The 17,376-nt window shown below is 57.9% G+C and carries 16 protein-coding genes; 5 read left to right on the plus strand and 11 right to left on the minus strand.

Going from position 1 to position 17,376, the window contains the following annotated elements; all coding sequences use genetic code 11:
- Positions 1–238 precede the first annotated feature (238 nt).
- From QO005_RS24220 to QO005_RS13190, 3 genes are all read right to left on the minus strand, one after another.
- Entirely contained in the window at positions 239–454 is a 216-nt protein-coding gene (locus tag QO005_RS24220; RefSeq protein WP_370878071.1) for an integrase core domain-containing protein, read from the minus strand.
- Positions 455–691: 237 nt separating this feature from the next.
- Positions 692–1,681 carry a LacI family DNA-binding transcriptional regulator gene (locus tag QO005_RS13185; protein WP_307158514.1) on the minus strand — a complete coding sequence of 330 codons (990 nt, stop codon included), beginning with the start codon at positions 1,679–1,681 and terminating at the stop codon, positions 692–694.
- A 483-nt stretch (positions 1,682–2,164) separates the two neighbouring features.
- A complete protein-coding gene (locus QO005_RS13190) occupies positions 2,165–2,587 on the minus strand; it encodes a RidA family protein (RefSeq protein WP_307158515.1) in 423 nt (140 codons plus the stop codon).
- Between the two features lie 378 nt (positions 2,588–2,965).
- Here QO005_RS13190 and QO005_RS13195 point away from each other — a divergent pair, with 378 nt between their 5' ends.
- The 4 genes from QO005_RS13195 to QO005_RS13210 all read left to right on the plus strand — a co-directional run bounded on the left by QO005_RS13195 (position 2,966) and on the right by QO005_RS13210 (position 8,352).
- Positions 2,966–3,907 (plus strand): ABC transporter permease, encoded by a 942-nt coding sequence (locus QO005_RS13195; RefSeq protein WP_307158516.1) that lies wholly within the window; start codon positions 2,966–2,968, stop codon positions 3,905–3,907.
- A gap of 8 nt (positions 3,908–3,915) precedes the next feature.
- On the plus strand, positions 3,916–4,785 hold the full coding sequence (locus tag QO005_RS13200) for an ABC transporter permease (RefSeq protein WP_307158517.1): 870 nt from the start codon (positions 3,916–3,918) through the stop codon (positions 4,783–4,785).
- Entirely contained in the window at positions 4,785–6,599 is a 1,815-nt protein-coding gene (locus QO005_RS13205; RefSeq protein WP_307158518.1) for an ABC transporter ATP-binding protein, read from the plus strand. The genes QO005_RS13200 and QO005_RS13205 overlap by 1 nt, the downstream gene beginning before the upstream one ends.
- Before the next feature lie 181 nt (positions 6,600–6,780).
- Positions 6,781–8,352: an ABC transporter substrate-binding protein gene (locus QO005_RS13210; RefSeq protein ID WP_307158519.1), complete on the plus strand. Its 1,572-nt coding sequence runs from the start codon at positions 6,781–6,783 to the stop codon at positions 8,350–8,352.
- Positions 8,353–8,608: 256 nt separating this feature from the next.
- Here QO005_RS13210 and QO005_RS13215 read toward each other — a convergent pair whose 3' ends face one another.
- The 8 genes from QO005_RS13215 to QO005_RS13250 form a co-directional block, all read right to left on the minus strand.
- Positions 8,609–9,220, minus strand: a complete 612-nt coding sequence (locus QO005_RS13215) for a cytochrome b (RefSeq protein ID WP_307158520.1) — start codon at positions 9,218–9,220, stop codon at positions 8,609–8,611.
- Between the two features lie 2 nt (positions 9,221–9,222).
- Positions 9,223–10,008: an anti-sigma factor family protein gene (locus QO005_RS13220; RefSeq protein WP_307158521.1), complete on the minus strand. Its 786-nt coding sequence runs from the start codon at positions 10,006–10,008 to the stop codon at positions 9,223–9,225.
- On the minus strand, positions 10,005–10,511 hold the full coding sequence (locus QO005_RS13225; protein WP_307158522.1) for a sigma-70 family RNA polymerase sigma factor: 507 nt from the start codon (positions 10,509–10,511) through the stop codon (positions 10,005–10,007). The genes QO005_RS13220 and QO005_RS13225 overlap by 4 nt, the downstream gene beginning before the upstream one ends.
- A 6-nt stretch (positions 10,512–10,517) precedes the next feature.
- Entirely contained in the window at positions 10,518–10,910 is a 393-nt protein-coding gene (locus QO005_RS13230; RefSeq protein WP_307158684.1) for a COG4315 family predicted lipoprotein, read from the minus strand.
- Positions 10,911–11,038: 128 nt separating this feature from the next.
- Entirely contained in the window at positions 11,039–11,602 is a 564-nt protein-coding gene (locus tag QO005_RS13235) for a YceI family protein (RefSeq protein ID WP_307158685.1), read from the minus strand.
- A gap of 196 nt (positions 11,603–11,798) precedes the next feature.
- Positions 11,799–13,178, minus strand: coding sequence for an MmgE/PrpD family protein (locus QO005_RS13240; protein ID WP_307158523.1), 1,380 nt, complete (start codon positions 13,176–13,178; stop codon positions 11,799–11,801).
- Between the two features lie 79 nt (positions 13,179–13,257).
- Positions 13,258–14,571, minus strand: coding sequence for an NAD(P)/FAD-dependent oxidoreductase (locus QO005_RS13245; protein ID WP_307158524.1), 1,314 nt, complete (start codon positions 14,569–14,571; stop codon positions 13,258–13,260).
- A gap of 453 nt (positions 14,572–15,024) precedes the next feature.
- A complete protein-coding gene (locus QO005_RS13250; protein WP_307158686.1) occupies positions 15,025–16,092 on the minus strand; it encodes a LacI family DNA-binding transcriptional regulator in 1,068 nt (355 codons plus the stop codon).
- Positions 16,093–16,330: 238 nt separating this feature from the next.
- On the opposite strand from QO005_RS13250, the gene QO005_RS13255 reads away from it, so the two are divergent.
- Positions 16,331–17,311: a substrate-binding domain-containing protein gene (locus tag QO005_RS13255; protein ID WP_307158525.1), complete on the plus strand. Its 981-nt coding sequence runs from the start codon at positions 16,331–16,333 to the stop codon at positions 17,309–17,311.
- Positions 17,312–17,376: the final 65 nt, after the last annotated feature.

Consider the following 17,376-nt stretch of genomic DNA (forward strand, 5'->3'; position numbering starts at 1 on the left):
GCGGGGTGGAGCAGCCCGGTAGCTCGTCAGGCTCATAACCTGAAGGCCGCAGGTTCAAATCCTGCCCCCGCAACCAATTCCAAACATAAATCAATTACCGCTCCCATCAGGGGGCGGTTTCGGCGTTCTAAGGACTGAAAACACAAACAAACTAATCTTTGACCCGAGGTAAGGTGGTGCAGATGTTGCCCTGAGACCCACTTGTCTCCTGTTTTCGGAAGAGTGTCTGGCTTTGAAGTCAGGCCTCGTTTGGCATGTTTTCCATTACCTTTGTCATTGCGAACTCCCGGGGTGATATCGCCCAGCGAAAGTGTTGTTTGTTGCTGCTATAATCATTTTTCCATGCAGTGATTGCGGCTCGGGCTTGAGTAAGGGACGAGAAGAGGGTCTCGTTGAGGAAACTGCCATTGAAGTTTTCAAGGAAGCCGTTCTGCATCGGCTGGCCAGGGGCGATCTAGTGCCATTCGATCTTCGTCTCTTGGTTTGTATGTAAGGATAGCCATACTGGTTATCTCCGTGGCGTTGTCCGAGATAATTATCTTCGGCTTTCCCCGCCTAGCGACGAGACTGCCCGTTTGCGGACAAACCGAGCGCGAAACAGGTAAGTTTCGCCGATCAAGAATAGAGGCTAAGCGCCAACCGCAACTGCACTTTTCCCGGAAATTCTCTCACTCGCGTCTGGGGTTTGGCATTACCAGCGGTTTCTGCCGCAGCTCGCTCTCACGATCAGTTCGTAGGGAAGTATTTGCGCCTGCGTTTCGCTCAGGTCATCCGAGATCGATCTGAGCAGCGTCTGCGCGCCGACATATCCAAGGTCACGCCTTGGCACGGATACGGTTGTCAGCGGTGGGCTGAATGCCTCGCTGACCGGGTGATTGTCGAAACCCACGAAGGCAATCTGCTCTGGGACCTTGATCCCGACTTCCCGGCAGGACTGTATGGCGCCGAAAGCCAGTTCATCGCTTGCGCAGAGGACCGCATCCGGCAGATGACGCCGTGTGAGAATGTCTCTGAGGGCCTGTCTGCCGGACGTGATGGTGAAGAACGGCAGGTGCATGACTTCAGCATGGGCCTCAAGGCCCGCTTCGGCCATGGCCGCATGATATCCTTTTGCGCGCGCCGCGAAGATGGAGCTTTCGCGTGGGCCGGAGAGATGCAATATCCTGCTCCGGCCGAGCGATATGAGATATTGTGTCGCCTCAAGGGCCGCGCTCTCATTGTCGATCCCGATAAATGGCACGCCGGGAAAATCAACCGGGCGGGAAACGGCAACAATGCGTTTTGCATATTGTGGAAGCCCCTGGAATTCCTCGGGTACCCTTCCGTTCAGCAGAATCAGGCCATCGGCGGCTCCGGTAATCAGCTGCCTTGCAAGCGCATTTTCACGCTCTTCATTGCCTTTGGTGCTGCCGATGATCACACCGATTCCATGTTCTTCCAGCGCCTCTTCCACACCGAGAATGACATCGGGATGGGAAAAGGCGGCAATGTTGGGAACGATGACGAGGATCTGATGGGCCTGGCGCGAGCGCAGCATCCGGGCGTTGTGGTTGGCAACATATCCGTTCGCCTTCGCGATGGCGGCGATCCGGTTGCGGGTCTCCTCCGTGACGGATTGCGAGCCGGAGAGGGCTCTGCTGACCGTGGACGGATTCACGCCCGCGAGGCGTGCGATATCCACGATCGTGATGCTCGTTTTCGTTTTCGAGCGCCGGATATCCCTGTTGGAACTGCTCACTCTCATTGGCCTCATCAATGAACGAAGAATTTCGCTCGTGGCTGGTTGCGAGAGATGACACAGCACGCCGTTTTCTAGCGGCTGTTATGCGTGCTGTCTCGCTGTTGGCTCTTATGACCCGATCCGCGCGGACAGTCAAAAAGAACAGTGCGCGTGTGAAGTCCAACCCCACCGGGAGAGGCTTGGCCCTTTGCAGACATAACCGGCCGCCCGGGCGGGAGCGACCGGTATGCGCGTTCGAAGTCCCGATCTTCGTCTGGAGAAAGCACGAAACCGGGCTCCTGTTTCAGGCTGCCCCGAGGGCCTGCCTGTGCTCGATCTGAGCCGCGATCCCTAAGCGTTTCCGGCTTTCCCGGAAGCACTCCAACTCTCTGTTTTTAAACATTTCAGGACAGAAAACCGGTTTCCACTTTTCCTGCAAAAGCTTTAGAGGGAAACGTTGATATATTCCGGCCCGGCAGCGCCTGCGCCCTTATATGCCGTTACCTCGATTTCCACGCGGTAATCAGGTCCGCCAAGCGGGGGGCAGGTAACGGTGCTGCAGGGGTCGATACCGCGAAACTTTTCGCCGACAAACGCCATCACGGCCGCCGCGTCCTCAACATGCGGAATGACAACGCGGGAACGAACGACGTCGGCGAGAGTTGCGCCTACGGATGCCAATGCGCCTTCGATATTGTGAAAGCACTGCCGGGCCTGCTCGACCGGATCGGTCGACATTTCGCGTGTCTTGTAATTGCGGCCGGCGGTGTTGGAGACGAAGACCCAGTTATCGACGGCGACAACGCGTGAGTAGCTCTCCTTTTCCTCGTACAGGCTGCCGGACTTAACTTTAGTGACTTTGACCACAGGTCCATTCCTTCTTCATTCGGGAGATAAACAGGCGCATCCTGATTTTCTGCCAGCCCGTCCTGGGTTGGACGGTCACGGCCTTCCAGGTGATGCTCCTCTCGAAATACACACGTTTGCACAAAATGTGTATAGGCATCTCTATATCAGCGATAAAATGGACTCAATACCCGATAAAACGAAAAATTATCCGCAGAATAAAACATGCAAACGTATGCTTGACGAATGCGTGGGCCTTGTGTCTAATGAATGAAAATCAGGACGCGCTTATGAAGTGCGCGGGAACTCATTTCGCCCCGGCAGGCGACCGCAAATGTCTTTTGCGGTGGGGAAAGGCTTAGGCTTTGCCGCGCGCATGCCGCAGGGAGGGAGCTAAAAATGGTGTTATATTTGGCCAAACGGCTGGGCTTCGCCGTTGTCACGCTGTTCAGCGTGCTGACGTTGGTGTTCGTTATGATCCGGATTCTGCCCGGCGATCCGGTCGCCTTGATCCTGGGCGATCAGGCAAGTCCGGACAGCATTGCGGCAATGCGGGAAAGACTGGGTCTCGATCAGCCGATTTCCGTTCAGTATCTTCACTTCCTGGGGAATGCCGTGACAGGCGACCTTGGAAGATCCCTCGTAACGGGACGACCTGTTGCCGAGGATATTCTCCTCGTCTTGCCCTATACGCTCGAATTGACCTTTTCGGCGCTCCTTCTGGGTGTGGTGCTGGGTGTTCCGACCGGCGTCTGGGCAGCTGTCTATCGCAACAGAGCCCAGGATTATCTGTTGAGGACGGTATCGCTTCTCGGTCTTTCCCTGCCTGGCTTCGTCTCCGCCCTCATTCTGCTGATCGTATTCGCGATCAAGCTTCCCTGGTTTCCGGTGATCAGCGCAGGTGACGGCAGTGGTCTGTCGAACCGTGTCTGGCAGATGACCTTGCCTGCGGTTTCTCTGGGGCTGATCATGATGGCCTATGTGACACGCGTTACGCGGTCTGCGATGCTGGAAACGCTCGGTCAGGACTTTATCCGCACGGCCCGGGCAAAGGGTGTTACGCGGCGAACTGTCATCTGGCGGCATGCGCTTGGAAACTGCCTCATTCCCATCACCACCATCGTCGGGTTGAACCTCGGCATTCTGATCGGCAACTCGGTTCTGACGGAAATCGTATTTTCAAGACCAGGCCTGGGCAAGCTCATCCTGACGGCCCTCAGCCAGCGCGACTACACCCTGCTTCAAGGCATGATCGTCATCTACACACTCATCGTCGTCCTGGTGAACCTCGCGACCGATCTGACCTACGGCTTCCTCGATCCAAGGGTGCAATACAAATGAAGGCGTCCATGACAGTGTCCACAGCACGAACTCATAAACTTCCCCGGTTTTTCGCCGCCCTGGGCCAGCTCAATGCAACAACCTGGGCAGGGCTCGTCATCGTTGCCGTTCTCGTGGCTGCCGCCGTCTTCGCGCCGCAACTGGCGCCCTATGCTCCGGCAAAGCAGAATATTATCGACCAACTTGCGCCTCCGGGCGGGGACTATCTGCTCGGCGCGGATCAGTATGGGCGCGATACCCTGTCGAGAATTCTGTTCGGCGCGCGCTACTCCCTTGTCATCGGGTTTTTCGCCGTGCTTGTCGCCATGGTTCTCGGCACGATCATTGGCATGATCGCCGGTTTCAAAGGCGGAAGGACGGACGTTATCCTGATGCAGATCATGGATGTGGTGCTGGCTTTCCCCTCTCTGATCCTCGGCATTGCTCTGGTTGCGCTGATGGGGGCGACCATCACCAATATCGTGGCCGCCATAGCCTTCACCTCCATTCCGGCCTTTTCCCGGGTGGCCCGTTCCGCTGTGATAACCCAGCGGGACAGGGAATATGTGCAGGCATGTCGCGCCATGGGTTTTTCGCCAACCCGCATTCTTCTTCGGCATATTCTGCCGGCGATTCTTCCGGAAATCATGGTCATTGCCTCGCTCTGGATGGCCAATGCGGTTCGAACGGAAGCCTCTCTCGCCTTCATAGGTCTGGGCATCGCCCCGCCTGCGCCCACCTGGGGCGGCATGGTGCGCGATGGCTTCGAGAACATCCTGAGCTCGCCCTATCCGGCACTTTTCCCGAGCCTGGCAATCCTGTTGCTGGTGCTGGCCTTTAACCTGATCGGCGACGGTCTTCGCGATCTGATCGACCCGCGCATGAGGGATGCTTCGTGATGCAAGAGCAAACCATATTATCCGTCCGCGGTCTGAAGATTGCCCTGGGCAGGAAGCAGATCGTCCACAATCTGAGTTTCGACATTCCAGCCGGCTCGACGCTTGCGGTGGTGGGGGAGTCCGGCTCCGGCAAGAGTGTCACCTCGCTTGCGGTGATGGGATTGCTGCCGGAGGGGTTGGCGAAGGTCGAGGGCTCCATTTCCCTTCAGGGTCAGGAACTCGTGTCCCTGACGGAGTCAGAGATGCGCAGGGTCCGTGGCGGCAAGATCTCCATGATTTTTCAGGAGCCCATGACCTCGCTGAACCCGGTGCAGCGGATCGGCGACCAGATCGGTGAGGCCATCGCCATCCACAGGGGCCTCAAGGGACATGAACTGAGGAATGCCGTCCTCGACATGCTTCGCAAGGTGGGGATTCCGGATCCTGAACGGCGGATCGACAACTATCCCCACACCTTTTCCGGCGGCATGCGACAGCGCGTCATGATCGCCATGGCGCTCGCCTGTAGCCCGGCGCTCATTATTGCCGATGAACCCACCACCGCACTCGACGTGACCGTTCAGGCGCAGATCCTCGCCTTGTTGAAGGATCTCCAGCGTGAAACCAACACGGCTGTCCTGTTCATCACCCATGACATGGGCGTGGTTGCCGAAGTGGCTGATCGCGTTCTGGTGATGCGGGAAGGCAGGGAGGTGGAATCCGGTCCGGTCGAGCAGGTCTTTTCATCGCCGCAACATGCCTATACGCGCGTGCTGATCGAGGCGGCGCCGTCGGTTGCGGGCAAGCTCAGCCCGTCGAAAGAGCCCATCGAAACCCTACCGGCGCTTCCCATGACCTATCAGGGTGATCGCCCCGTTCTGGAGGTTCGTGATCTTTCCGTCCGTTTTGCCTATCGTGGCGGTTTTCTCGGCAGGGCAATCGGTCAGGTCCATGCGGTGGAAAAGGTCTCCTTCGCCATCGGCAAGGGCGAGACCCTGGGATTGGTGGGCGAATCCGGGTCGGGCAAATCCACCATCGGCAAAGCGATCATCGATCTGGTGCCCCGGCATGGGGGCGAGATCGTCATCAATGGAAAGACTGTGAATTACGGCAATTCCGACAGCCTTGCTGCGCTTCGGCGCGATGTGCAGATGATCTTTCAGGATCCTTTCGGTTCGCTCGACAGCCGCCAGACCATCGGCTCGGCCATCATGGAACCGATGCGCGTTCATGGCATCGTGTCGGGAAAGGAACTGCGCGAAAGGATGGAGTGGCTCCTCGATAAAGTGGGGCTCAATCCCAACCGGGCTGGCAGCCTGCCCCATGAATTTTCAGGTGGGCAGCGACAGCGGATCTGTATCGCCCGGGCGCTTGCCATGTCGCCGAAGCTGATTATCGCCGACGAAGCCGTTTCCGCGCTCGATGTCGCCATCAAGGCTCAGATCATTGATCTGATGATGGACCTGCAGCATGAGTTCCAGGTTTCCTACCTGTTCATCAGTCACGACATGGCTGCCGTCGAGAGAATATGCGATCGCGTTGCGGTTATGTATTTCGGCGAACTGGTGGAAATCGGCAGGCGGGACGATGTGATCGGCCGGCCGGGGCACAGCTATACCCAACGGCTGCTGTCGGCCATTCCCATCACCCATCCGCGCCAGCGGCATCTGCGCGAGAAGGAGCCTGGCGATATGCAGCCGCCCAGAAGCCCGATCAAGCCGATCGGTTTCGAGGCGGAGCAGCAATCCTGGGGCAAGATGAGCGAAGGGCATTTCATCCGCCGCCCCGTGCCTTCGACCGTGGCTGGTGAGAGCATTTCCAGGAAAACTGCCTAAAGCATGTTGCGTGAGGCTGAAAAGCCGTAACCGGCCTTCAGTCCGGCAGCCCGTCCATAATGCAGCGCTTTGGTTGGATGTCTTGCCTTGAGCCTCCGGCGGTCAGCCGGAGGGGCGGACGGGTTTGTCCATCGCGTCTTCGCTAGCCACCCATCAATCATCCACACAAAGGGGAACCACCATGAAAGTGAAATCCTGTCTTGCAGCAACAACGATTTTTGCATCGATCGCGGGAGGTGTTTTTTCAGTTCCGGCTCCGGCCTTCGCTGCAAAGACGGAACTGGTTCTGGGGGCTGCTGCTGCCGATATCGGCTCGCTCGATCCGCATTTTGCCAATAATACCTCGGACCGGACCGTTGTTGGCTGGATTTTTGGCGGGCTGGTCCGCTTTGCTCCTGGCTCGGCCAATCCCGAGACCATAGAGCCGGATCTGGCGGAGCGCTGGGAGAGCAGCGAAGACAAGTTAAGCTGGACTTTCCACCTTCGTCAGGGCGTGCAATGGCAAGCGGGCTACGGAGATGTCACCGCCGACGATGTGGTCTTCAGCCTCAACAAGACCAAAGACCCGAAGCGCTCGGCCTTTTCAGGAGATTACACCGCGTTCAAGACAATAGAGGCGATTGATCCCCACACGGTCAAGATTACGCTATCACGGCAGGTTCCAAGCCTGTTGGGTCTGTTGACCAATTATGCCGGCGGTTTCATCATCAGCAAAAAGGCCTATGAGGAGCGGGGCGAGGATTTCAAGCGCAATCCTGTCGGCTTCGGCCCCTTCTCGGTTCAGTCGGTCACGCCAGGCCAGGCGGTGACGCTGGTTGCCAATGAAACCTATTTTCGTGGCAAGCCACAGATCACCAAGGTAACCTACCGGTTTCTGCCGAACAATGCGGCCCGCGATCTCGCCTTCGATGCCGGCGAGCTCGATGCCGAGGCCGGGGTGCAGGATCAGCAATGGGTGCAGCGCATCACCCGAAATCCGGCTGTCATTGTGGATGCGTTCCAACCCGTTGAGCTTGCACTTTTACATATCAATGTCACAAAGCCGCCGTTCAACGATATCCGGGTCCGCCGGGCGCTCGCCTATGCGGTTGATGTGCCAGGGATCGTCAAATTTATCGGTCCGGTGGTGGGGCAGGCCCCTCAGTCGGTCATTCCCAGTTCCAATCTTGGCTTTACGGAGAATGCGGGTGTCCTGAAACATGATCCGGCCAAGGCGAAAGCCCTGCTGAAGGAGGCTGGATTTCCGGACGGGTTGAGCGTGACGATGATCGCCAGTCAGCTTCCGGGCATGGCAAGCGTCATGCAGGTTATCCAGGCGCAGGTCGCGGAATCCGGCATTACGCTCAATCTGCAGCCCGTCGAACATGCGAGCTGGCATCAGATGATCCGCAAGGATCTGAGCCCGATCGTCTACTACGGCGCTGCCCGGTTCCCCGTGGCAGATTACTATCTGACGCAGTTCTATCATTCCGCAAGCGCTATCGGACAGCCCGGCCAGGTCACCAATTTCAGCCACTGCAGTGTTGCCGACAAACAAATCGAGGCGGCCCGCACAGAAACGGATACCAGCAAGCAGATTGAACTGTGGCAGGAGGCGCAGAAGCTGATCGTCTCCAATGTCTGCGCCATCCCGATCATTGAAACCCGCACGGTATGGGCACACAGGAATACGGTCGACTGGGGCTACAAATTCGAGGGATCCATGTCGCTCGGCCCCCAGATCACCGAAAAGACCCGTATCAAGGGCCAATAAAGACCCGGTTGACCGGACGCAGGGGGCATCCCGGGGGGGGCGGGACGAGCTAGAGTCTGTCAGGTGCATAACGCATCAGACAGACTCTAGCTTCTCTTGTTTTCGCTTGTCTTTCAGGAAAGCCGGGTGCCACTTTTCGGTGACGCACTCTATTCCATAATTTAAGGTGTTACAGCGTCCTTTGTGCGTTTGATAAAACGCACGGCGCTGTAGGGCAGGTCGACATTCAGGATTTCTAAAAGAGTTGAAGGGTGTTTCATAGGCTGCCGTGTCGGATCCTCGGCAGCATGCGCTGAAGCGTTGCATCCTTACGCACGAAGTGATGCCAGAGCGCAGCGAAGAGATGCAGAAGAACCAGGCTTGCGGCCGTGTAGGATAGTGTCGCATGCACGGTCTTCCAAAATGCTTCCGCCTGGTCGGATATCGTCATGGGTAAGCCTGGTATCACGATCAAATTGAAAATATAGCTTGGGATCTGCAACGGTGAGGTTGAGGCGACCGCCCAGCCAGCGAGCGGGATCGCCACTGTCAGCAACATCAATAGGACGTGCACGCTACGGGCAGCGAGATTTTCGAGCGTCGCGCCACCATGCGGTTTCGGGTTAGGCCGGACAAGCGACCAGCCAAGACGGAAGACAGCGAGCACCAACACCGTAAATCCGACGGATTTATGCCACTGGAACAGCGTGAACTGCAGCGCCGGATCGACATCGGTCCCTGACATCACATAGCCGACACTGATCTGGCCGATGAACAGCAGGGCAATCGTCCAGTGGTAGAAGATGGAAAGCCAGTCGTAGGGCCGTCCCGAAGCGTTCTCGCTTTGCGACTGCCTTGCGGTTGCAGGTTTGATATTTTCTAAAGCCATGGTCAGCTCAATTGCTTGTAGGTTTCATCGGCCAGCACCTGCATGTGCTCCTTGGGCAGATCCCCGATCATGGCACAGCGGATCGTTTCGTCATTCCAGAACAGCGCTTGCAGGCCGCTTGCCCCGGTCGTCAGATGGGTCCATCTGATGGTGGTTTCGGGCTCATCGTCGGATGGGACGATATACAGTGTGACTCGCTGCCCGCTCTCATCCTGATACATCAACTGGGCCGCAGCTCCTTCCTTGCTTGGCAGCAACCTCCCGCCGACAAGTGAAAAGCCATGTGCCTTGAGATCGGGAATATCCAGCGGTCTGTTAAGCCGTTTCGACAGCCAGGTTTTCAACTGCGGGGCATTGGTACCCGAGACCTCGACGGGATGAAGCACCTCGCTCGCATAAAGCTTATGTGCTTGTGTTGCTTCCGCCAGCAACGGGTCGGGGGCAGCGTCTGCGGGCATGAGCAGTCCCCGGCCGAACCAACCGCCTGTCAAGCCCACTGCAAGCAGGACCACGGCGGCTGCGGCAAATCTGCGCCACGCAGCCCGTTCATCGCGGATGCGACGCTCCATGGCGTGCACATCGAGGCGGGATGGCAGCGGTCCCGTTGGCAGGGTAGCGTACAGCGCCTGCAAGGTTGAGGTCTGCTGGCGCCACATCTCTATTTTCTCAGCCGCATCCGGATGTGAAGCAAGATAGTCGGTGACAGCTTTGTGCTGAGCATCATCGAGCCGTCCATCTGCGAAGGCAATGAGGTCACTTTCGGTTATGCTTGGCTCGCCATTTCTCATTTTATGACTCTCAACTTTGGCTGGTCCTCTTGGGTCAGGCGGCTCAGGCTTGCGCGCGCCCGGCCAAGGCGCGACATCAGGGTCCCCACAGGGATGTCGAGCACATCTGCGGCTTCCGAGTAGCTCATCCCCTCCACCACGACGAGAAGCAGTGCTTCCCGTTGCTCGGGTGAGAGTTGCTCCATAGCCCGTGCCATTTCTGCCAGTGCCAGACGTCCACCCTGGGCGGCAGGGACGGACAACTCTCCCGTAACATCCTCGATCGGCACGGCCATGGGACGGCGCCGACGATCACGCAGATTGTTGCGGTATATGTTGAGAAGAATACTGGTGAGCCAAGGCCGCAGCGGTCCTTGCGGACGCCATAGCCCTTTTTTGCGGATTGCCCGCTCCAGACAATCTTGCACGAGATCGTCAGCCACGTCGCGATCATGCGTCAGAGCATGTGCGTAGCGCCGCAACCCGGGAATGCAGTCTGCGATTTCGTCCAGAAAATCGGGCATGGAAGCCTATTCCTTGACGATATGCCAAACGTTACCCACGCCATCTCCGGTCATATCACCAGGCTTTTTATCCATCTGCCAACGGTACAGCGGCTTGCCGTCATGCGACCACTGCATTGTGCCGTCTTTACGGGCAATTGGCTTGTAATCGCCCTTGACCCTGTCGCTCTTTTTTGCTTCGAGTGGCGGCCATTTCTTTGCGCAATCGTCAAAGCACACAGACACGTCTTTTGGGTCCTTGTCAAATGTGTAGAGTGTCATGCCCTTGGCATCGGTGAGGATCGTGCCCTTGTCGGTTTTCTTTTCCCTGATGGCACCGTCGGCATAGCTATCGGCAAGCGCTGCAGTCCCCGACATGCCAAGAAGGAGACTGGTCAGAAGCAGGTGATGTGGACGCATGATATTGTCCTTTTTCAAGAGAGGATGAGAGTAAGAGTGCTGTTCGGACATTTGGTCCTATGGGGGATAAACACCGGCCAGCGGCATTTAATCCCGGCACGGATCCTGTTTTTTGGATGACGGGAGCTTTATTTGATCCCCTTCAGATCCATGTCGAAAACGACAGCGTTGGAGTAGAGCGGTATGCCGATGCCCATGCCATACGGCACACGGAAGATCGTACCGGTGACATGGAAGGCAACGGATCCTGGCTTCTGTTCCACAAATGTCGCATGAAAGGTCTCCGTTCTGGAGACGCCCTTCGCTGTCAGCACCCCTTCGATCAGGGCGCTGGTCGGACCTTCCTGTACGACACGGCTCGAATGGAAGGTGATCTGCCGGTAATCGGTCACGTTGAAGACGGCGCTCGAGCGTAGGAAATTGTCTATGCGCTCCTGGCCGGTTTTAACGCTGGCAGGGTTCAGGGTTATTTCCACAAAGGACTGTGCTGGATGATCGGCATCAATGTCGAACCGGCCAGATATGTCGGGAAATCTGCCGTTTATGCCGGGGCCGGCGACCTGTGCAATGGAGAAGCCGATCCGGGATTCCGGATCGATACGGTAGCGTCCCGCAGCCGAAGAAAACTGCGATGCGGAAGCGCTTGCTGCGTTGAGGGCGACGGCTGTAGCGACTGTCGAGATAATTGACAGGCAACCAAGCGAAAGACGAAGCTTCAAGGTGGGATCTCCTCTGGGGCGGACGAAGATTGTCCACAGAGGAGAACACCGTGATTGCTGATTTAATCCCGTAACACCAAAAGAAGGGTGGAGGCTGCCGAGAAGATCACCATCCGGATTGAGTGTTGACCTCAGAGCCCTTCCGGTGAGCACGGGTTCACTGGACGTGCTATAAGTTTTTGGTTTTACGCATTTCCGGACGGAAAACCGCGCTGCAGTTTTCCTGGAAGTGTCCTAGCTCGGCAAGAAGCGGAGCGAGATGACCGGCCCGCATCTGCTCCAATGCGTTTTGCATGTCCACCATCGCGCCGGGTCGCATCTGGTGATAAGCCAGACGGTGGAATTTCTGGAACAGCATGTCCCAGTCCATCGGGTTGGTCGGCTCTCCCAGAGGGGCCATCACGGTTTCGGTGAAGACCGTATCTCCGCACGAAACGGAGATACGAGCTGGAACGGCTGCGGAAAAATAGCTGTCCATTTCCTTGTCCAGCACGACCTCGACCAGGGAAGCGATCAGGAGGGCTGCGTGGTCTTTCAGCAAGCCCGGATCGGTCATGGGCAGCAAGGCTTCGGGGCCGCGCGAGGCAGTCACCCCGAGACAGAACGGTGTGCTGAACTGTGCTGCCTCGAGTGTCTTGGGTGCCTTTTGATTGTTCAGCGTATGCACGCCCTTTCCGAAGGTTTCGACACGGATCCGGCTGATATCCTGAAAGGACAGTTTTTGATCAGCCATGATTTTGACCAGACCGTCTATCGGTGCATGGATCCAGCGGCAGCAGCTATAGGGCTTGAAATAAGCCGTCTCGATCAGCCAGCTTTCGCCAAAGCCGCTCAGGAGCGCCTCCGCACTGAAGTGCCGCGGGTCATCGAAAATATCCAGAGGTCCGGCAAAGCCCCGCTCGGCCAGAGAGAGGCTCATGAAACCATTCGCTGTCGCATGAGGAATGGCTTCCTTCACATGATTGCCGACCTGGGTAAATTCGGCCACTGGCATTTGCGGTGCCACCATTCCGGCGATGGAAATAGCTTCGGCCAGAACGCGGGGCGGAAGCCCCTTCAGCCAGCCGACAGCTGCTGCAACGGCCTGCCCGCACCATCGGCCACTATTGACGGTATCCAGGCGACGCAGATCGCGTGACGCGGCAATGCGAATGCCCACTTCGTATCCGATAGCAATGGCGGCTGGAGCGCGCGCTTCCAGCGCCGGATTTTCATGAACCGCCGCCAGTACCGCAGGAATGATGGACGCGCCGGGATGTCCTGCGGCGGCGCGGTGACCATCATCCAGATCGAGAATGGAGGCGGCGACAGAATTGGCAAATGCCGCGCCCGTCACAGACGTGCGGGCAGAGGTCAGCCATATCGGAACCGGCCCTTGCCCCCAGATGTCGATGGCTGCTTCTCGCCCGGCTTTGCCGCCCGGGGTGACGAGGCCTGCGACGGCAGCGGAAACCGTATCAAGGATAGAGCGGCGCGCCGCTTCGCTTGCAGAGGCCGGAACTGAATCCAGCATCGAGAGAAGGTTTGCAAGTTTTTCGGAGGTGTACATGAGACTTCCTGTGTATCGGACCGTGCAACACCAAAAGGCTCCGCAGTCAGCGGAGCCTTGATGCGAAAACCGCGAAGTGTCAGGCCGCCTTGGTCTTCCTGAAGCGTTCGAACCGGAAAAGTGCCGGGTCGATGGTGGGGCGATCGCCCGTCACCAGATCAGCCATCAGCTTTCCAGCACCCGGACCGATCCCGAATCCATGACCGGAAAAGCCGCTGGCGATATAGAAGCCAGGATTTCCAGGCACGGGGCCGATGACGGGCACGGCATCTGGCGTCACATCGATGAGCCCTGCCCAACTCTGCGTCAGCCGGCTCTTGGCAAAGGCGGGAAAAGCCTTGACCAGATGTGCAAAACCTTCCCGATTGAACCGCTCATACGGAGCGGGGTCCAGGATGCGAACCTGCTCGAAGGGAGTGATGTCGTCGGCGGCCCAACGTTTTGGAGTACGCCATTCCTGAATGAAGTGGTTGCCGACCCGCAAGGTCAGTTCTCGCCAGCTTTTGATGAGGGTCGGCATGAAATCCGTGAAAAGGCGAAAGCTGTCCGGCACGATCGGTGCAACATTGGCATTGCGCATGGCAACGGTGAAGCTGCCATCGAGGCGCCTGCGGAAGGAAAAATTATCCGCTCCGACCGGCATGTCCGGCACCCCTTCCACGGACGTCGCCCGCGCTACGGAGGCCAGAATTTTCAACTGCGGAAAATCCACGCCCATATTACCGCTGAAGAGCCTTGACCATGCGCCTCCGGCCAGGACCACGGACGAGCAGGCAATGGGTCCCCGTTCCGTGACGACGCCACTGATGGCGCCTGCCGTGCGCTCGATGGAGCGCACGGCGCATCCGGTCAGCACGTGAGCGCCTGCCCGCATGGCTCCCCTGGCAATGGCTGGTGTCGCCTTCAGCGGTTCGGCCCGGCCATCGGTAGAGGTATGAAGGGCTGCGGTAAAGTCGCCCGTGATACCGGGAAATTGCTGACCGAGTTCTTCTGATTTCAATAGCCGTGAATCCAGGCCGAAAGCGCGTGCGTGCACGAGCCACGCTTCATAATCCGCCTCCTGCCGCCTGTTGCGGCAAAGATAGGCAATACCGGTTTGCCGGAAGCCCGTTTCGTCCCCAATGCGGCTGTTCATGCCCTTCCAGAGCGCAAGACTTTCGATAGCCAGAGGTAATTCAGAGGGATCGCGGCCCATTTGCCGGACCCAGCCCCAATTACGGCCGGACTGTTCGCCGCCGATCAATCCCTTTTCGCAAAGCGCAACGCTGACACCCCGCTCGGCAAGGGTCAGGGCGGTGCATGCACCGACAATGCCTCCGCCGATGACAACTACGTCAACTTTCTCGGGCAGCACATTGCCGGTGGGGACGGCTTCAGGAATGATGCGGGACATGGTCTTGTTTCTCTCGGATAGCAGTGGATGCCAAGGCGAGGATGCGACCCCGCGTCCTCACCTTGAAAGAATTTCGAATATCCACCAGGGGCTGCTTTCACCGCCCTTGGTGGAAATGACGAAAACGATGTCGCATCGGATGACATGCAATCGTTTGCGAAATGGCTAGCGCTTGACTGACAAAAAATCAATTTAAAAAGCATAAACCCAATAAAATTCGCAAAAATCGCTGAAATTGATACGTGCAGACCTATGCATTAGAAATGGTCGGTTGCCGGGCCGGGAAATGAAAGGGCCTGCGCCGGGCTGGCCGCCATCGGCATGGCTTTGCGCTCTTGCAGGAACGGGCGCGGTGGTGGCGAGGCGGAATCCGGATGGCGCTGTCTGCTGCGATCCTGAAGGCAGGCATTGTGTTGCTTGAGTGGCGATTACCTGTTTGGCGGGGTGATGTTCTCAGCGGTGCTGGATGCTGTCCTTCAGCTCATCCAATGGCCCTTCCAAGGCCGTCCTTGGCAGGACGAGTTGTGGTGCGACCAGCACGATACGGGAGGCATTCGCCGGTGTGTCCAGGAGTTCGAAGCCTTTTTCCAGCATGTCCGCGATGTTGGGCCTGATCATGTAGACCGGAAAGGGCAGGAAGGAGCCGAAGGGGTCGTAGTCGAAACAGCCGACGACAATATCGCCGAAGGCTTCGCCGTCATGCTTGCCCATGAAGCGAAGCAATCCTTCGAAGTTGATCGACGAGTTGATGAAAAAGCACCGCGGCAGTCTGCCATGGCGCTCGTAAAAACGCTCGAAGGCCAGGGCGGTCATGCTCGGTGAGTAGCCGGTGCTTTCAATGTCATCGCTGGCATAGGTTCCGAAGATCTCCGCCTTTGCGGCATGAAAGCCGATGATCCGTTCGCGGCTGGCGTGATCGTTCCGCCCCCCGAACATGTAGACATCTTCCGGGAGGAGGGGAGCGGTTTGCTGCGCATGCCGGATAATCGCGGCGGTCAGTTCTCTGGCGCCGCGTCTGTTGTCGGAAATGACCGAACTTGCCAGCTCGCCCGGCAGGTCGATATTGACATGCGGTATACCTGCCCGCACACACACCTTGTGAACGCCGTCAGGGTCTGTGGCGCCTGCGATGAACAGGGAATCGATGGAATAGGCCACCAGCGATTCGACGGTTCGGCGCTCTTCGTCCGGATCGCGGCGGCCCGAGACGACGACCGGCAGTAGGCCGCGCCTGCGCGCCTGTGCCTCGAAGGTCTGCGCCATCGAGGAGAAAAAGCGCGTGTCGTAAACCGGCAAAAGCAATCCCGCCATTCCCGATCGTGAGCTTCTGAGCGCTCTGGCCTGCTGGTTGGCGGTATATTGATGTTCCTCGGCCAGGGAGATGATCTTTTTCGCCGTTTCTTCAGAAATGCGGCGCTTGCGCCAGGTGCCGTTCAGGACGGCGCTCACCGTGGAGGCTGAGGCACCGGATTTGACGGAAAGATCGTAAATTGTTGCTTTTTTTTGTTCTTTTTCAGTCATGCCTGAATCTCCCCACTTCTGACATTTTGTAGAGGACCAGCCCTCTTGACGAAAGTCCGCTGCATGATAATGTAATTGCACCATCGATTGTGCAAGAAAGAAATATCGATTGTGCAGGTGGTTCGCTTGAGGAGCGATCAGGGAGGAGCCTGGCACGGCCTGAAGAGTTGCGACGCGGCGCATCATGCTCTGCGGACCTGTCTTCGCGTGCCGGGGATGTTCAGAGGAGGAGGAACCCATGAAGAAAATTCTTGCAGTGGCGCTCGGTGTTTCGCTGGGGTTGCTTTCGTCAACGGCGTCATTTGCCGCCGAAACCAAGGTCGGCGTTGTTGTCAAGATCGGCGGCATCCCGTGGTTCAACGCCATGGAGGCCGGTATCAAGGAGCAGAGCGCAAAGCTTGGCGTGAATGGCTTCATGGTGGGGCCGACCAGCGCCGACCCGGCGCTGCAGGTGCGTGCCATCGAAGACCTGATTGCGCAGAAGGTTGATGTCATCGGCGTTGTTCCCAACGATGCCAAGGTGCTGGAGCCGGTGCTGAAGAAGGCCCAGGCCGCGGGCATCAAGGTCATTACGCATGAATCGCCGAAGCAGGCCGGTGCGGATTGGGATTTCGAACTGGCTTCCGCAAAGGGTTTCGGTGAAGCGCATGGCAAGTTGCTGGCCGAAAAGATGGGCGGCAAAGGCTCTTATGCCGTCTTCGTCGGTTCGTTGACAGTGCCGCTGCATAATGCCTGGGCCGATGCGGCCATTGCTTATATCAAGGCCAATTATCCCGACATGAAGCTGATTGGTGATCGCTACGGTGTTGCCGAGGATCTGGACAAGAGCCGGTCGACCGCGCTGGACCTCATGTCGGCCAATCCCGATCTCAAGGGCTTCCTGGCCTTCGGTTCGCAGGGGCCGATTGGCGCGGGCCGCGCGGTGGAAGAGCGCCGCAAGGACGGCAAGGTCTTCGTGATCGGACCTTTCTCGCCCGGGCAGGGCGCCAAGCTGATCAAGAGCGGCGCCTTGACCGGTGGGTTCATGTGGAACCCCAAGCAGGCCGGGGAAGTCTTCGTGACGCTTGCCGACCGCGTTGCCAAGGGGCAGGCGCCCAAGGCCGGTGAAACAATCGAAGGTCTCGGTACCATTCATCCCGATGGCAACACCATCGTCGTCGATCAGCTTTTGAAGATCGACAAGGAAAGCATCGACAAGCTGGTGTCCATGGGCCTCTGATCCGCGGTTCATCCAAGGGGCCGTGCGCGGAAGCTGACTCGTGCGGCCCTCTTCTTTCATGCCTG

Origin of the sequence: Allorhizobium paknamense (assembly GCF_030815125.1) — a bacterium.
Lineage (GTDB): Bacteria > Pseudomonadota > Alphaproteobacteria > Rhizobiales > Rhizobiaceae > Allorhizobium > Allorhizobium paknamense.

Excerpts from the sequence above, each read along its gene's own strand:
- QO005_RS13195 (WP_307158516.1), top strand. The coding sequence starts at position 2,966 with ATGGTGTTATATTTGGCCAAACGGCTGGGCTTCGCCGTTGTCACGCTG.
- QO005_RS13200 (WP_307158517.1), top strand. The coding sequence starts at position 3,916 with ATGACAGTGTCCACAGCACGAACTCATAAACTTCCCCGGTTTTTCGCC.
- QO005_RS13205 (WP_307158518.1), top strand. The coding sequence starts at position 4,785 with ATGCAAGAGCAAACCATATTATCCGTCCGCGGTCTGAAGATTGCCCTG.
- QO005_RS13210 (WP_307158519.1), top strand. The coding sequence starts at position 6,781 with ATGAAAGTGAAATCCTGTCTTGCAGCAACAACGATTTTTGCATCGATC.
- QO005_RS13215 (WP_307158520.1), bottom strand. The coding sequence starts at position 9,220 with ATGGCTTTAGAAAATATCAAACCTGCAACCGCAAGGCAGTCGCAAAGC.
- QO005_RS13220 (WP_307158521.1), bottom strand. The coding sequence starts at position 10,008 with ATGAGAAATGGCGAGCCAAGCATAACCGAAAGTGACCTCATTGCCTTC.
- QO005_RS13225 (WP_307158522.1), bottom strand. The coding sequence starts at position 10,511 with ATGCCCGATTTTCTGGACGAAATCGCAGACTGCATTCCCGGGTTGCGG.
- QO005_RS13230 (WP_307158684.1), bottom strand. The coding sequence starts at position 10,910 with ATGCGTCCACATCACCTGCTTCTGACCAGTCTCCTTCTTGGCATGTCG.
- QO005_RS13240 (WP_307158523.1), bottom strand. The coding sequence starts at position 13,178 with ATGTACACCTCCGAAAAACTTGCAAACCTTCTCTCGATGCTGGATTCA.
- QO005_RS13245 (WP_307158524.1), bottom strand. The coding sequence starts at position 14,571 with ATGTCCCGCATCATTCCTGAAGCCGTCCCCACCGGCAATGTGCTGCCC.
- QO005_RS13250 (WP_307158686.1), bottom strand. The coding sequence starts at position 16,092 with ATGACTGAAAAAGAACAAAAAAAAGCAACAATTTACGATCTTTCCGTC.
- QO005_RS13255 (WP_307158525.1), top strand. The coding sequence starts at position 16,331 with ATGAAGAAAATTCTTGCAGTGGCGCTCGGTGTTTCGCTGGGGTTGCTT.